Source organism: Mesorhizobium sp. C089B (assembly GCF_030323125.1).
GTDB lineage: Bacteria > Pseudomonadota > Alphaproteobacteria > Rhizobiales > Rhizobiaceae > Mesorhizobium.
This window is the reverse complement of the sequence record NZ_CP100469.1, coordinates 3,651,265-3,666,196: the sequence shown is the minus strand read 5'-3', so window position 1 is coordinate 3,666,196 and position 14,932 is coordinate 3,651,265. Positions and strand designations below refer to the sequence as shown.

Genomic DNA, 14,932 nt, shown 5'->3' with positions numbered 1-14,932 from the left:
GCGCTGGCTTCTGCCTCTTCTCCCCTCGGGGAGAAGGTGGCCGCGAAGCGGCCGGATGAAGGGGGCCTTTCGCGATTACTTCCCCGCCGGGATCAGCCTGAAATCCGGCAGCTCCCGCAGCACCAGTTCGGGTCCAGCCGGCGAATAGACAACGAAGAGCTGCATCGGCCCATCGCCCGTGTTCAGCGTCGAATGGAAACGGCTTTCCGGCACATAGATGGTGCAGCCGGGGCCGACCTTGGCGACGACCGGATTGCCCTCCTCGTCCTCGACCATCTGCTCGCCATTGCCCGACATAACGAAGATGATCTCTTCCGCGCCGGGATGGTTGTGGCGCGTGTGTCCCTTGCCTGAGGGCAGGTCGACGACACCGCCGGAAAAGCGCTCAGCGCCATTCACTTCAGGCGCCACCGTCAGCGACAGCTTGCCCCAGTCAAAGCCGAAGGCGCTCACGTCCTTCGGGTATACGAATACCTTGCTCTTGTCGGTCATGATCTCATCCCCTTCTTTTTCTTCTGGTCGTGCAGCATGACGGCCTTGAAATCCGCCGTCTGCCTGGCGATCGCGGCTTCAGCCGGCAGCCGTTCCATCGAACTCGCGCCATAAAAGCCGTGCAGGCCCTTGCAGCGGTCGAGGATGTAGCGGGCATCATCCGGCATCGAGATCGGCCCGCCATGGCAAAGCAGGATGACATCCTTGCGCACCGAGCGCGCCGCGTTGGCGATGGCGTCGATCTCGACCACGCAGTCGTCGAGCGACTTGGCCGACGTCGCGCCGATCGAGCCGCCTGTCGTCACCCCCATATGGGCGACGACAATGTCGGCGCCGGCTTTTGTCATGGCGCGCGCCTCGTCGGGGTTGAAGACATAGGGCGTGGTCAGAAGATCGAGCTTGTGCGCCTCGGCGATCATGTCGACCTCCAGCCCGAACCCCATGCCGGTTTCCTCAAACTCTGGCGCATGCTGCCATCGAACAGGCCGATGGTCGGGAAATTCTGCACGCCTGAAAAGCCCATCGTCTTCAGCTCGGCAAGCAGCAACGGCATGATGACGAAGGGATCGGTGCCGTTGACACCGGCCAGCACCGGCGTCTTTTTGACCACCGGCAGCACCTCATAGGCCATTTCCTTGACGATCTCATTGGCGTTGCCATAGGCGAGCAGGCCGGCAGCCGAGCCGCGCCCGGCCATGCGGTAGCGGCCGGAATTGTAGATGATGATGAGGTCGATGCCGCCGGCTTCCTCGGCCTTGGCCGACAGGCCGGTGCCGGCGCCGCCCCCGACGATGGGCACGCCGTCGGCGATCATCGCCTTGAACTTCTTCAATATGTCCTTGCGCGGTATTGCGGGCATTTGTTGGCTCTCACTGTCTGGCGATGTCGAGGAAGGCCGCGGTTGCGGCTTTGGCAAATTCCGGATCGTTGATGTGCAACGGCAGGCGTGTGACCCGGCGTGTGGCGCTCGGCCTGATGGTGCGCTCGATGGCACCGAACAGCACGGCGTCGGCTTCGGGGTCGAAGAAGGCGCCGCCCTCGATATCGAGTGCCGAGACACCTTTTTCGGGGATCAGGAAATGCACAGGGCCCTCGCAGCGAGCGAGCCTGGTGCCGATCCACTCGCCTATACCGCGGCATTCGTCCACCGTGGTGCGCATCAGTGTGACGTTGGGATTGTGCTCGTAGAACAGCCGGCCCCTAAACTTCTCGGGAATGGTCGGCGGCGCCCAGAAATTGACCATGTCCAGCGCGCCGACCGAGCCTACATAGGGCAGCTTGGTGCGGGCGATGGCGCCGAAGCGGTCCTCCGTCGCCGGCAGCACGCCGCCGAACAGCAGGTCGCAGACTTCCGTCGTGGTGATGTCGATGACGCCGGCGAGCAGGCCCGAGTCCGCGAGCTTCTCCATCGAGCGGCCGCCGGTGCCGGTGGCGTGGAAAACCATGCAGTCATAGTTGGCGCGCAACTGATCCGCGATGGCGGTCACGCAAGGCGTGGTGACGCCGAACATGGTGAGCCCGAGTGCCGGCTTGCCGGTGGCAGTCGGCGCCGGCCTGGCGGCCATGCCGGCGATTGCCTGCGCCGCATTGTGCAGCACGACGCGTGACAGCCGGTTCAGTCCCGCCATATCGGTGACCGATGGCATCATGATGATGTCGGAGACGTCGACATAGGGCGCGGTGTCGCCGGAGGCGAGCGTCGAGACCATGATCTTGGGCAGCCCAAGCGGCAGCGCGCGCATGCCGGCAGTGATGATCGACGTGCCGCCGCCGCCGCCAATGCCGATCACGCCTGATATGTCGTCGCGCGACTGAATGAAATTTGTGAAGGCGGCGCTCATGCCGGCCACTGCCGTGCCGCGATCATCGATGCCGAGCACGCCACTGGCTCCACCCGGATGATGCGCCGCGACCTCGCTGGCCGGGATATCGACCGGCACCGTGGCGCCGCGCGTTCCGATGTCGACGCGGGCAACCGAACTGCCGGTGGCGGCAATAGCATCGGCCAGGAAGGCAAGTTCCTCGCCCTTGGTGTCGGCTGTGCCCACCACGTAGATGCGCTTCATCGCGTTTCTCCCGTCACCGGCCGACCGGCGCCGGGCCGCCTGTCGCCCTTTGCCGGCCTTTCGGTGGGCAAAGGTCATTGCAATTTTTTGAGACGCGCGTATCGTATTGACATGGAAGTCTCACGTCAACAAGCCGCTGGGAACGACGACGCCAACGAGGCTGCAGAACGCGGCCCACGGGCCCGCACAAAACGGCTGATGCTGAAGACGGCGACGCGGCTGATGCAGGCGGGCGTCACCCCGTCGGTCAGCGAAGTCGCGGAGGCGGCGCAAGTGTCGCGCGCCACCGCCTATCGCTATTTCCCCAGCCAGGCAGCCCTGGTGCAGGCGGTGGTTGACGAGGGGCTTGGGCCGATCCTGACCTGGCAATCGACGTCCACCGATGCCGGGCGGCGCGTTGCCGAATTGTTCGATACCGCCATGCCGCGCATCGAAGCTTTCGAGGCAACTTTCAAGGCAGCGCTGAAACTGTCGCTCGACCAATGGGCGCAGCGGCAGGCGGGCACGCTGGGCGGCGAGCCGCAATTCACGCGCGGACATCGCGTCCAGCTGCTGAAGGATGCCATCGCACCGCTCAAGGGCCGGCTGCCGCCGCGCGAGTTCAAGCGCCTGGCGCAGGCGCTGTCGATGATGTTCGGCGTCGAAGTGCTGATCGTGCTGAAGGATATATGGGGGCTCGATAGCCGCGGCATGCGGTCGGTCGCGCAGTGGGCGGCGGGCGCCCTTGTGCGCGCCGCGGTGGCGGAATCAACGGCTGAAATCGATGCGGCCCCGACAGCGGCATTGGCGAAATAGCGCCAATCTGGTTCGACCAGATTTGGATGCCCACTATTGATGTTAACCGGGATGGCAGTGCCGAAACAAGGCTCTCCTATATCAACGAGTAGGAAAATTCAGGGAAAACAGTCGGATACATGAAGAATCCGGTTAAACAAGGCCCGGTGGTGGTCCAAGAAAGAGCTTGACGGCTATCTAAAATTGGTAATACCAGATCAGGACAGAAAAGCGGATCGAAAGTGAGAGCTGCGATCCAGTTTCCGGCAAAGCGAGGAGGCTTGGAACCGGAAAGGTGCGATCTCGGGAGGAACTACCAGGCCGGCTTCACCGCCGGCTAGCATGACAAGGTAGAATGCGCACAAGGGAGGAAATCATTATGCGCAAGACAATGACCAGCCTGCTTGCTGGTATCGGCTTAGTACTTGCCTGCGGAACGTCCGTCTACGCGCAGGACAAGGAGCTCACCATCTTTTGGGCGGAATGGGATCCGGCCAATTATCTGCAGGAACTCGGCAACGAGTACGAGAAGGAAACCGGCGTCAAGATCACGGTGGAAACCACGCCCTGGTCCGACTTCCAGACCAAGGCTTTCACCGAGTTCAACGCCCATGGCGACGCCTATGATATGGTCGTCGGCGACTCGCAATGGCTCGGCGCCGGCTCGACCGGCGGCCACTATGTCGACCTGACCGACTTCTTCAACAAGCACAAGCTTGGCGAAGTGATGGCGCCGGCAACGGTGAAATATTACGCCGAGTATCCGGGCGGCAGCAGCAAGTACTGGGCGATCCCGCTCGAAGGCGACGCTGTCGGCTGGTCCTATCGCAAGGACTGGTTCGAGGACCCGAAGGAAAAGGAAGCCTTCAAGGCCAAGTACGGCTACGATCTCGACGTGCCGAAGGATTTCAAGGCGCTGCGCGACATCGCGGAGTTCTTCTACCGGCCGGATCAGAAGCGATACGGCATCGCCATCTACACCGACAATTCCTATGACGCGATGGCGATGGGCTTCGAAAACGCGCTGTTCTCCTTCGGCGGCGAACTGGGTGACTACAAGACCTACAAGGTCGACGGCTTCATCAACTCCGACAAGGCAATCGCCGCACTCGACGCCTACAAGGAACTCTACACGTTCACGCCTCCGGGCTGGGCCAAGTCGTTCTTCGTGGAGGACAATCAGGCGATCACCGAAAACCTGGCCGCGATGAGCATGAACTACTTCGCGTTCTTCCCCTCGCTGATCAACGAGGCGTCGAACCCGAACGCCAAGAACACCGGCTTCTTCGCCAATCCTCCAGGCCCGAACGGCGATCAGTTCGCCGCACTCGGCGGTCAGGGCATCTCGATCGTTTCCTACTCCAAGAAGCAGGAAGAGGCGACGAAGTTCCTTGAATGGTTCATCAAGGACGAGACCCAGAAGAAGTGGGCGGCGCTCGGCGGCTACACCTGCAGCGCCGCCGTGCTCAAGTCGGAGGAGTTCCAGAACGCCACGCCGTACAACAAGGCCTTCTACGAGACCATGTTCAAGGTGAAGGACTTCTGGGCGGTGCCGGAATATGCCGAGCTGCTGCAGCAGCTCAACCAGCGCGTCTATCCCTACATGATCGGCGGCGAAGGCACCGCCAAGGAAACGCTGGACGCGCTCGCAGGCGACTGGAACGCGACGTTCAAGAAATACGGCCGCGGCCAATAAGCAGCTTTTCTCGCGGAGGAGGCATCCGTGCCTCCTCCGTTCTTTTTTCCGAAACGGGAGCAGGGTCTTGGCGACCACGATGATCACCACGCTGGACACTTCCTCGCGGGCCGCTGCACGCGGCTTGAGCGACATGTCGATCCGCAACTTCTTCATAATCCCGACGATCCTGTTCCTGATCGTCTTCAACATTTTCCCGCTGATCTATTCGCTGGGCTATTCCTTCACCGATTTCCGCGCGTCGACCAACGCGCCGGCGAATTTCGTCGGGCTGCAGAATTATCGCGACCTGCTCAACGACCCCTATGTCTGGTCCAACTTCGCCATCACCGCGAAGTACGTCATCATCTCGGTCGCGGGTCAGTTGCTCGTCGGCTTCGGCGTGGCCATGCTGCTCAATCGGGATATTCCCCTCAAGGGTCTCATCACAACGCTGCTGCTGCTGCCGATGATGCTGTCGATGGCCGTCGTCGGTCTGTTCTGGAAATTGCTCTATGACCCGTCATGGGGGGTCATCAACTATGCGCTTGGCCTCGGCAATTTCGAGTGGCTGGCCGACCCCAAGATGGCGCTCTATGCGGTTGCGCTGACCGACATCTGGATGTGGTCGCCCTTCGTCATGCTGTTGTCGCTGGCCGGTCTTTCAGCGGTGCCGAAGCATCTCTACGAAGCAGCGGCGATCGACCGCGCCGGACCGTTCTACACCTTCTTCCGCATCACGCTGCCGCTGGTCGCGCCGATCCTGATGATCGCGGTCATCTTCCGCACCATGGAAGCGTTCAAGACCTTCGACCTCGCCTATATCCTGACCAGCCAGCCGACCGCCGAGCTGATCTCGATCCGGCTGTACAAGATGGCGTTCCAGGAATGGCAAACCGGGCGCTCCTGCGCGCTCGCCTACATCGTGCTGATCATGGTGCTGGCCATCACCAACATCTACGTCAAATACCTCAACAAGGTGAAGGAGCGCTGACATGGCCGCCGTCCGCACTTCTTCCGAAATAGGCTTCAATCGCGTCGCCATCGTCGCCGTCCTGTTGGTGACGATCATCTTCCTGGCGCCGATCTACTGGATCGCCTCGACGGCGTTCAAGCCGCGCAATCTTGCCACGACCATCCCGCCGACGGTGGTGTTCCAGCCCGAGATATCGCCGTTCGTCAAGCTGTTCACCAAGCGCTCGCAGATGCGCAACCCGCCGTCGCCGGAAGAGTATGCGGCGGCACCCTGGTGGGAACGTGTCGTGTTCGACGGCGGTGAAAAGATCGTGCGCGACGGCAAGGGCCAGGTGCAATGGTCCGGCTATCCGAGCCGCTTCATGAACTCGCTGATCATTGCCATCACCTCGACGGTGCTGGCTGTCGGCATGGGTACCTTCACCGCCTACGGCTTCTCGCGCTTCAAGGTGAAGGGGGAGGCGGATCTGCTCTTCTTCATCCTGTCGACGCGCATGCTGCCGCCGGTGGTGGTCGCGATCCCGATGTTCCTGATGTACCGGGCCGTCGGCCTCAACGATTCCCATATCGGGCTGATCATCCTTTATACCGCCTTCAACCTGTCCTTTTCGGTGTGGCTGATGAAGGGGTTCATGGACGAGATCCCGAAGGAGTATGAAGAGGCAGCGCTGGTCGACGGCTACACCCGCATGGAAGCCTTCTTCAAGATCGTGCTGCCGGAGGCCGCCACCGGCATCGCCGCGACCGCGGTTTTCTGCTTCATCACGGCGTGGAACGAGTATGCCTTCGCGCTGATCATGACCAACCGCCGCGCCCAAACGGCGCCGCCCTTCATCCCCAGCCAGGTCGGCGCCGGCCTGCCCGACTGGACGGTGATCGCCGCCGGAACCTTCCTGTTCCTGCTGCCGGTCGCAATCTTCACCTTCCTGCTCCGCAACCATTTGCTGCGCGGCATGTCCTTCGGAGCGATCCGCAAATGAGCTTTCGAGCCATCAACCAGAAATATCTCGAACCGGGGTCTCAGGTGCTGATGGTCCTCGGCATCATCGCGCTTTGCCAGCCGTGGAACCTGCTGCTGCACAGCTATGGCGTGACCATCATCCTGATCGGCCTGATCGGCTTCAACATCACCTCGAAGATCGCGCCGGCGGAGAAGGCCGGTACCGGCCAGGTGCGCAATCCGGGAGCAGAGCATTGACCCAGATTGAGCTTCGCGGCGTCCAGAAATTCTTCGGTGCGGTCCAGGTCATCAAGGACCTCAACCTCAAGATCGACGACAACGAGTTCATCGTGCTGCTCGGTCAGTCGGGTTGCGGCAAGACGACGACATTGAGGGCGGTTGCCGGGCTGGAGACGATCGACGGCGGTGACATCCTCATCGACGGCAAGCCGGTGCAACACCTCAAGGCCGCCGACCGCGACATCGCCATGGTGTTCCAGTCGTTCTCGCTCTACCCGCATATGAGCGTCTATGAGAACATTGCTTTTCCCTTGCGCGCGACGCGCAAGAGCAAGGCCGAGATCGATAGCGAGGTGCGCTCGGTCGCCAAGACGCTGCAGATCACGGAACTGCTGGCCAAGAAGCCGTCGGCGCTGTCGGGCGGCGACATGCAGCGTGTGGCCATCGGCCGGGCTCTGGTGCGGCGGCCGAAGGCGATGCTGATGGACGAGCCGATCGGCGCCCTCGACGCCAAGCTGCGCGAAGAGATGCGGGCCGAGATCAAGCGGCTGCACATCAAACAGGGCTCGACCACCATCTATGTCACGCACGACCAGATCGAGGCGATGAGCCTCGCCGACCGCATCGTGATCATGCATGAGGGCGTGCTGCAGCAGGTCGGTTCGCCCGACGAGGTCTATTCGCATCCGGCCAATCTGTTCGTGGCGCAGTTCGTCGGCAGCCCGGTGATGAACGTCGCCGATGCGGCGATCGCCGAGACCGCATCGGCGGCCTCGGTCACCGTCGGTGGCGCTGCCGCCGGCTTCGAATTTCCGCGCACGCTTTTGTCCAAGCTCAACGGCCATGCCGGCGGCCAGCTGGCGCTCGGCATCCGGCCCGAAGGCGTGCTGGTGCGCCATGAAGCAGCGGAGGGCTTCTTGCCGGTCGAGACACAGATCGTCGAGCCGCTCGGCTCGTTCGACATTGTCGATCTCAAGGTCGGCTCCAAGATGCTGCGCGCGCGCACCAAGAGCGGCTTCGTCGGCGGCCCGGGCGAAAAGGTCTTCGCCAGGATCGATCCGACGCAAGCACATTTCTTCGACACGGCAAGCGGCAAGTCGCTTGAGGTGAGGCTCTGATGGCTCATATCCAGCTCAAGAATATTTCCAAGAGCTTCGGCAACCACACCGCACTGACCGGGCTCGATCTCGAGATCGCCGATGGCGAGTTCTTCGTGCTGCTCGGCGAGACCGGCGCCGGCAAGACGACGACGCTGCGCATGATCGCGGGTCTGGAAAAGCCGACCGAGGGTCAGGTGTTCATCAACGGCGTCGACGTCGCCGACTGGGGTGCGGCCGAGCGCGACGTGGCGCTGGTGCTTCAGCAATATTCGCTCTATCCGCGCTATACGGTCCGCGAAAATCTCGAATTCCCGCTGAAGCCGAAGATCCGTCGGCTGCCGGATGCCGAGATCAAGGACCGTGTTGCACGAGCGGCCAAGACACTGCGGATCGAGCATCTGCTCGACCGCAAGACCGACCGCCTTTCAGGCGGCGAAATGCAGCGCGTCTCTATCGGGCGCGCCATCGTGCGCAAGCCGCGCGTGTTCCTGATGGACGAACCGCTGTCGGCGCTCGACGCCAAACTGCGCGAGGCGCTGCGCACGGAACTGAAGAACCTGCAGATCCAGCTTGGCGCCACCTTTCTGTTCGTCACCCACGACCAGATCGAGGCGATGTCGATGGGCGACAAAGTGGGCGTGCTCAACCATGGCCGCATCATCCAGACCGGCACGCCGCACGAGATCTATAACAATCCGCGCGATACCTATGTGGCGAGCTTCGTCGGCTCGCCGCCGATGAACCTGATCGATGGCAAGCTGGTCAACGGCCGCGCGGTGATGGCGCCGCTGAATTTCGAACTGCCTTTCTCTGGGGGTGCCAAGGCGGGCGGTGCGACCGACGGTCGCCCGCTCGTCTTCGGTATTCGACCTGAGGATGTGTATCTTGAAAGCGGTGCGCCGGTCGAGGCACGCGTCCACGATGTTGAGAACCATGGCGTGGAAAAGATCCTGACTCTGCGGGTCGGCGACACGACGCTACGCGCCACGGTGCCGGCCAGAACCGATGTCCAGATCGAGCAGCCGGTGCGCTTTGCCTGGAATCAGGACAAGGTGGTGCTGTTCGACAAGGGCAGCGGCGTGAGCTTGCGGCACGCCAGCTAATTTAGACTACATCCACTCCCAGCTTGCGCAGCGGCCCATCACGGTTTTCGGGCCGCTGTTTTGGTGATGGCTGCAACGAAGCACTTGAGGCTTTCCTCGACATAGGTGGCCACCTCGATCGTCGGGTCAAAACTCCACCACAGCAGTGAGCCCTGCCAATGCGATGCCATCAGCAGGCCGATGTCGCGCGCGGTGTCGGGCGTTCCGGCCAAGCAAGCCGCAAGGGCCTCGCTCAGGAACGCTTTCCAGGCGGCGCCTCGCGCCCTGAGCACGGGGTCGCGCAGATCCTCGCGCAGGACGAGCAGGCCCTCGGCGTAGGCTTCGATGCCGCCGTAGCCCTGCGACAGCCCCACCAGCAATTCGATCGCGCCGGCCGGCGTTTTGGGAACGGTGGCTGCGAGTTCCCTCGTCTTGGCATCGAGGCCATCCCACGCTTGCAGCAAGGTGCGCTGCTTCAGCTGCGCCTTGTTGCCGAAACGCTGCACCAGTGTTGCGCCAGAGAGGCCGCACGCCTTTGCCAGCCGCTCGAAGGTGAGCGCCTCGGGTCCATGTTCGTGAATCAATCCCAACGCGGCTTCCAGCACCTGCTCGTCGGATTTGGTTTTTGGTCGCGTCACCTTGACATCTCAATATAACCGAATAATCATTTATATATAATGCGAGCGGGGTAAGCCAGATCGGTTTGGTCGATAGATTCGGTTGGGGACTACCATGACGTTGCAAGGAAAGGTCGCCCTGGTCGCCGGCGCCACGCGTGGTGCCGGGCGGGGGATCGCGGTTGAACTCGGCGCCGCCGGCGCCACCGTCTATGTCACCGGGCGCACCACACGCAGCCAGCAATCCGACTATGCCCGGCCCGAAACCATCGAGGAGACGGCGGAGCTGGTTTGTTCGCATGGCGGCAAGGGCATTGCCGTGCAAGTCGATCATATGGTGACTGATGATGTGCGCAGTCTGGTCGAGCGCATCCGGGCCGAACAGGGTCGGCTCGACATTCTGGTCAACGATATCTGGGGCGGCGAAAAGCTGTTCGAGTGGAATAAGCCGGTCTGGGACCACAATCTGGAAAACGGCCTGCGCCTGTTGCGGCTCGGCATCGACACGCATCTGATCACCGCGCATCATGCGCTGCCGCTGATGATCGAGCGGCCGGGCGGGCTGCTGGTCGAGGTCACTGACGGCACCGCCGAGTACAATGCCGATCACTATCGGCTGTCGCCGTTCTACGATCTCGCCAAGGTCGCGGTGAACCGCATGGCATGGGCACACGCCAAAGATCTTGCTGCGCATGGCGCCACCTCGGTGTCGCTGACGCCCGGATGGCTGCGTTCCGAAATGATGCTGGAGGCGTTTGGCGTCACCGAAGACAATTGGCGCGACGCCACCGCCAACGTGCCGCATTTCGTCATTTCCGAAACGCCGCGCTTTGTCGGCCGCGCGGTCGCGTCGCTTGCGGCGGATCCGGATCGTGCGCGCTGGAACGGCCAGTCGCTGTCCAGCGGTGGGTTGGCGCAGATTTATGGTTTTACCGATCTCGACGGCTCACGCCCGGACGCCTGGCGCTATGTTCCGGAGGTACAGGACGCCGGCAAACCTGCCGATGCCGCGGGTTACCGGTAAGCTTAGACCGAGCGGCCATCGAAGTCGAAAATCGACAGACCGACAGCATCAATATCCGCAACGCAGTTAAGGTTGACGTAGGCGCTGCGTTCGTTGCCCTGACTGACATCCTCGGCGAAGGGATGGATGCCGCAGGTCCGGCAGAAGCGATGCGCCAATACGTGATTGTTGAACGTATAGGTGCCGAGATCATCGCCCCATGCGAGCACCTTCAGGCTGTCATGCGGGATGGCGCATAACAGCACGCCCTTGCGCCTGCACATCGAACAATTGCACCGCACGGCGCCGGTCAGCTGCGCCTTGAATTCGAACGCAACCTTGCCGCAGTGGCAGCTGCCTTTGTACAGCATCAGTCCCTTCCTATCGCTGGCAGGTGCAAAGGCACGCTGTCCGGGCTATTCCTTCCGCTGACCTAGCGGCCCATATGCCTTAAAGACGCTCCACCTTGACGGAATCCGACATCGACATGCAATCAATCCGCGATCGTCTCGAGATCATCCTGTCACGTCTTGCCAGTTGCGCGGCAGGCGAGAAGGTGTTCACCAAACTCTATGCCGAGGCGGCGCGCGCAGCGGCCGAGGCCACCGATGCGCGCAAGAAGGCCGGCGTATCGCTCGGGCCGCTCGACGGCACCATCGTGTCGATCAAGGATCTGTTCGATGTCGCCGGCGAGCCGACCACGGCCGGGTCGCTGATGCTGAGGGACACCGCGCCCCGTCGGCACGACGCTGCGGTCGTCAGCCGTCTGCGCCAGGCCGGCGCCGTCATCATCGGCAAGACCAACATGACCGAATTCGCCTTCACCGCTATCGGCGACAACATGCACTACGGCACACCGGGCAATGCCGCCGACACCAGCCGCATTCCAGGCGGTTCGTCGTCGGGCGCCGCCGTGTCCGTTGGCGAGGGGACGAGCGACATTTCCATCGGCTCCGACACCGGCGGTTCGGTGCGCATCCCGGCATCGCTGAACGGCGTCGTCGGTTTCAAGCCGACGGCGCGGCGCGTGCCGCTGACTGGTGCCTATCCCCTTTCCGCGACGCTGGATTCGATCGGGCCGCTGGCGCTGAGTGTTGCTCCGTGTGCCCTGGCTGACGCCGCGATGACGGGCGAGCAGATGCCGCAACTGCACCTGCCGTTAGCGCTTGCCGGGCTTCGTGTCGGCATTCCGCGCGGCCTGCTTTTCGAAGACACGGAAACGGAGATTGCCGCCGCGTTCGATCGCAGCCTTGCCGGGATCGAGCAGGCAGGCGCGTGGCTCACGGACATTTCGATCGACGACCTCATTGCCGATCTGCGCCTGGCCACCAAACGCGGCTCGATCGCGGCCATGGAAGGTTCTGAAATCCATGCCGACTGGCTGGCGACGGGCGCATCGGTGCCGGTCGATCCCCATGTCAGCGGGCCGCTGTCGCGGGCGGCGGCCATACCGACGCCGGTTTATATCAGGGCAATGCGTCGTCGCGCGGCACTGTGCATAGCCATGGACGAGCGGTTGGGTTCGGTCGATGTGCTAGCTCTGCCGACCACGCCGGTGACAGCGCCGACTATCGTTTCGATGGCCGAGGATACGGCTCTGCGTGAACGCACCGAAGGTCTGCTGCTGCGCAATACCCAGGTCGCCAACCAGTTCGACCTCTGCGCGATCTCGCTGCCGATGCCCGGCATGACGCTGCCGGCCGGACTGATGCTGGTGGCGCGCAATGGCCACGACCACCATCTGCTGCGCATCGCGGCTGAAGTCGAGCGGCTGCTCCGATAGGCAGCGAGCCGTAGGTCGGCAGTCAACGTGCCGCGCAGCGCTTGCGCTCGCTTTTCTTGGAGGAGCGTTCGATTTTGGTAACGACCAGCATCGGCGGATCGTTCGGCTGGCCGCGATGCCGGATCGATCCTCGGACGACGAGTTTTCCAGCATAAAGCTTGTCGGAGAGGTCAGGTGCCGATCTGTCCAGCGGCGGCAATTCCGTAGTGTTGAGCTCCACGCCTTTAACGACATTGCCGGTGGTCAGATCCAGCGCATTGCCTGACGGGCAGGGCGCCATCATGCAGACGATCCCATTGCTGCAATAGACATAATCGCTGCTTTGTGCCGCCGCGAGCGAAGGTAAGGCCACGATCGACGACACTGCGAGAACCAGAGATGCGAAGCGAAAACCGGACATGGTTCACGCGTCCGCCGGGAACCGTCTGCGGTAATGCTCGACCACGTCGGGATTGCGCAGATTGACAGGCAGCCGGTTGGCCAGCACCAGCAAGGTCTCGCCGGCCGCGCCCACGCCCATGCGCATCATCGATTGCTCGGTAATCCCCGCCATATGCGGGGTGACGATAACATTGTCGAAACCGAAATAGGGATGGTTTGCCGGCAGCGGCTGCGTGGCAAAGACGTCGAGTGCGGCGCCGCCGATCCGGTCTTGGCGCAAGGCCTCGATCAGCGCCTCGTCGTCGATCACCGGTCCGCGCGAAATGTTGATCAAAAGCGCGTCCGGCTTCATGCGGGCAATGCGTTCGCGGCTGATCAGGCCGCGCGTTTCCGGCGTCAGCGGGCAGCAGAGCACGATGATGTCGCTCTGTTCGATCAGCGCATCGATCGACAGGAAGCCGATCCTGTCGGGTGCCGGCTGCATGCTGCGGGTCGTCGCCACGACGTCGAGGCCGAAGCCGTGCGCGGCGATATGGGCGACCGCCTGACCGATGGCGCCGAAGCCGATGATGCCGATGGTCTTGCCGGCAAGCTCGCTGGCATGGCTGGCGTGGTCGCGGCCGGCATTCCAGCCCTTGGCGCGCAAGTCGCGGTCTACCGAACGGAAGCGCCGAAGCAGGGCAAGGGCCGCGAACATCACATATTCGGCGACCGAACGCGCATTGACCGCCGGCACGTTGGCGACCAGCACGCCGGCCGCGGCCGCGGCCTCCATCGGCACCATGTCGAGCCCGGCACCGTGGCGGACCGCTGCTCTGAGTTTCGTGGCGTTTTCGAACAGCGACGGCGGCAGCGGTGCGCGAACGATGATGACGTCGGCATGCTTCGCCTCGGCCGTCAGCGTTGCCGCATCGAGCGCTGAGGCGACGACGAGTTCGCCGGCGCCCGCCAGCATGGCGGAGGCACGCGGGTGCAGCGTGTGCGTCGACAGGATTCTGGGCATGGGGCTCTCGCTAGTCGCAATTCTCAAAGGAAAGCGCCGCGCGCTTTTCCCAGAAAACCGTTTCACACCTTTCCTGGAATTGCACTAGACCTTCTCAAGTGCCAGGCTTTGCGCTTGCGCCTCCCGGCCCTCGATGATCCCCTTCCAGTAGCTTTCCGCGCCTTGCAGGTGGGCGCTCATCAGCGCCTGGGCGAGATTGCCGTCGCGACGCAGCAGCGCCTCGTAGATCTGGATATGCTCGGCATGCGAGCGCACTGAGCGCTCGGGATCGTTGAAGTAGATCGGCAGCCGCTGCTCGCCCATCAGGTAATAGACACTGCAGATATTGTGGAAGACGCCGTTCTTGGTCGCCCGCACGATTTCGAGGTGGAATTCGCGGTCTTCCTTGGCGAGGCCTTCGCCGGCGGCGATGCACTCCTCCGAGGCTTTCAGGATCTCCCGCAGGCGTTCGAAATTCTCTTCGGTGGCACGCGAACAGGCAAGTTCGGCGGCCTTGATCTCGTGGATCTTGCGCAGTTCGACGGTCTCGTAGATCTGCACCGGATCGAGCGGCAGGCCCGCGCGGGCAAAAAGAGCCAAGGCTTCTACACTGGCCTGCCTGGTGTCGACATAAATGCCGGATTTGGCGCGGCGCTCGACGATGCGCATGGCCTCCAGAATGGCCAGCGCCTCGCGGATCTGGCCGCGGCTGACGACGAAATGCTCCGCCAGTTCGCGCTCCGAAGGCGTGCGGCCGGTCTCCTTGTCCGAATGGGCGAAGAGATAGGCGGCGAGCTCGGCGAGAAGGTTCTTTTCTTTCAT

General features: G+C 62.7%; 16 protein-coding genes and 1 pseudogene. 9 read left to right on the top strand and 8 right to left on the bottom strand.

The features are described 5' to 3' along the window. Positions 1-75: 75 nt before the first annotated feature. From NLY44_RS18160 to NLY44_RS18150, 3 genes and pseudogenes are all read right to left on the bottom strand, one after another. A complete protein-coding gene (locus NLY44_RS18160; RefSeq protein WP_023737504.1) occupies positions 76-492 on the bottom strand; it encodes a cupin domain-containing protein in 417 nt (138 codons plus the stop codon). Beyond that, a pseudogene (locus NLY44_RS18155) lies at positions 489-1,351 on the bottom strand (phosphoenolpyruvate hydrolase family protein). The gene NLY44_RS18160 and the pseudogene NLY44_RS18155 overlap by 4 nt, the downstream one beginning before the upstream one ends. A 10-nt stretch (positions 1,352-1,361) precedes the next feature. After that, entirely contained in the window at positions 1,362-2,558 is a 1,197-nt protein-coding gene (locus NLY44_RS18150) for a Tm-1-like ATP-binding domain-containing protein (protein ID WP_023754223.1), read from the bottom strand. Positions 2,559-2,669: 111 nt separating this feature from the next. Between NLY44_RS18150 and NLY44_RS18145 the strand changes: the two genes are divergently transcribed. The 7 genes from NLY44_RS18145 (at position 2,670) to NLY44_RS18115 (ending at position 9,365) form a co-directional block, all read left to right on the top strand. Beyond that, positions 2,670-3,353 (top strand): TetR/AcrR family transcriptional regulator, encoded by a 684-nt coding sequence (locus tag NLY44_RS18145; RefSeq protein WP_023704248.1) that lies wholly within the window; start codon positions 2,670-2,672, stop codon positions 3,351-3,353. Between the two features lie 358 nt (positions 3,354-3,711). Then, entirely contained in the window at positions 3,712-5,028 is a 1,317-nt protein-coding gene (locus NLY44_RS18140) for an ABC transporter substrate-binding protein (protein WP_023669849.1), read from the top strand. A 67-nt stretch (positions 5,029-5,095) separates the two neighbouring features. Then, positions 5,096-6,001 carry a carbohydrate ABC transporter permease gene (locus NLY44_RS18135; RefSeq protein ID WP_023686633.1) on the top strand — a complete coding sequence of 302 codons (906 nt, stop codon included), beginning with the start codon at positions 5,096-5,098 and terminating at the stop codon, positions 5,999-6,001. Between the two features lies 1 nt (position 6,002). Continuing rightward, positions 6,003-6,962, top strand: coding sequence for a carbohydrate ABC transporter permease (locus NLY44_RS18130; RefSeq protein ID WP_023682998.1), 960 nt, complete (start codon positions 6,003-6,005; stop codon positions 6,960-6,962). Continuing rightward, a complete protein-coding gene (locus NLY44_RS18125) occupies positions 6,959-7,180 on the top strand; it encodes a hypothetical protein (RefSeq protein ID WP_023669846.1) in 222 nt (73 codons plus the stop codon). The genes NLY44_RS18130 and NLY44_RS18125 overlap by 4 nt, the downstream gene beginning before the upstream one ends. Continuing rightward, positions 7,177-8,280, top strand: a complete 1,104-nt coding sequence (locus NLY44_RS18120) for an ABC transporter ATP-binding protein (protein ID WP_023683000.1) — start codon at positions 7,177-7,179, stop codon at positions 8,278-8,280. Before NLY44_RS18125 ends, NLY44_RS18120 begins: the two co-directional genes overlap by 4 nt. Next, positions 8,280-9,365 (top strand): ABC transporter ATP-binding protein, encoded by a 1,086-nt coding sequence (locus NLY44_RS18115; RefSeq protein WP_023686632.1) that lies wholly within the window; start codon positions 8,280-8,282, stop codon positions 9,363-9,365. Before NLY44_RS18120 ends, NLY44_RS18115 begins: the two co-directional genes overlap by 1 nt. Before the next feature lie 38 nt (positions 9,366-9,403). On the opposite strand, the gene NLY44_RS18110 is transcribed toward NLY44_RS18115, so the two are convergent. After that, positions 9,404-9,982 carry a TetR/AcrR family transcriptional regulator gene (locus NLY44_RS18110; protein WP_023686631.1) on the bottom strand — a complete coding sequence of 193 codons (579 nt, stop codon included), beginning with the start codon at positions 9,980-9,982 and terminating at the stop codon, positions 9,404-9,406. 94 nt (positions 9,983-10,076) lie between these two features. Between NLY44_RS18110 and NLY44_RS18105 the strand changes: the two genes are divergently transcribed. Next, positions 10,077-10,985: an SDR family oxidoreductase gene (locus tag NLY44_RS18105; protein ID WP_023804584.1), complete on the top strand. Its 909-nt coding sequence runs from the start codon at positions 10,077-10,079 to the stop codon at positions 10,983-10,985. Between the two features lie 2 nt (positions 10,986-10,987). On the opposite strand, the gene NLY44_RS18100 is transcribed toward NLY44_RS18105, so the two are convergent. Further along, positions 10,988-11,335 carry a GFA family protein gene (locus NLY44_RS18100; protein ID WP_023686629.1) on the bottom strand — a complete coding sequence of 116 codons (348 nt, stop codon included), beginning with the start codon at positions 11,333-11,335 and terminating at the stop codon, positions 10,988-10,990. A 116-nt stretch (positions 11,336-11,451) separates the two neighbouring features. On the opposite strand from NLY44_RS18100, the gene NLY44_RS18095 reads away from it, so the two are divergent. Beyond that, on the top strand, positions 11,452-12,747 hold the full coding sequence (locus tag NLY44_RS18095) for an amidase (protein ID WP_023804585.1): 1,296 nt from the start codon (positions 11,452-11,454) through the stop codon (positions 12,745-12,747). 22 nt (positions 12,748-12,769) lie between these two features. Here the strand turns inward: NLY44_RS18095 and NLY44_RS18090 are convergent, their stop codons facing one another. The 3 genes from NLY44_RS18090 to NLY44_RS18080 form a co-directional block, all read right to left on the bottom strand. Then, positions 12,770-13,147, bottom strand: a complete 378-nt coding sequence (locus NLY44_RS18090; protein WP_023686627.1) for a hypothetical protein — start codon at positions 13,145-13,147, stop codon at positions 12,770-12,772. A gap of 3 nt (positions 13,148-13,150) precedes the next feature. Further along, on the bottom strand, positions 13,151-14,131 hold the full coding sequence (locus tag NLY44_RS18085) for an NAD(P)-dependent oxidoreductase (protein ID WP_023686626.1): 981 nt from the start codon (positions 14,129-14,131) through the stop codon (positions 13,151-13,153). 84 nt (positions 14,132-14,215) lie between these two features. Beyond that, positions 14,216-14,932, bottom strand: coding sequence for a FadR/GntR family transcriptional regulator (locus NLY44_RS18080; protein WP_023686625.1), 717 nt, complete (start codon positions 14,930-14,932; stop codon positions 14,216-14,218).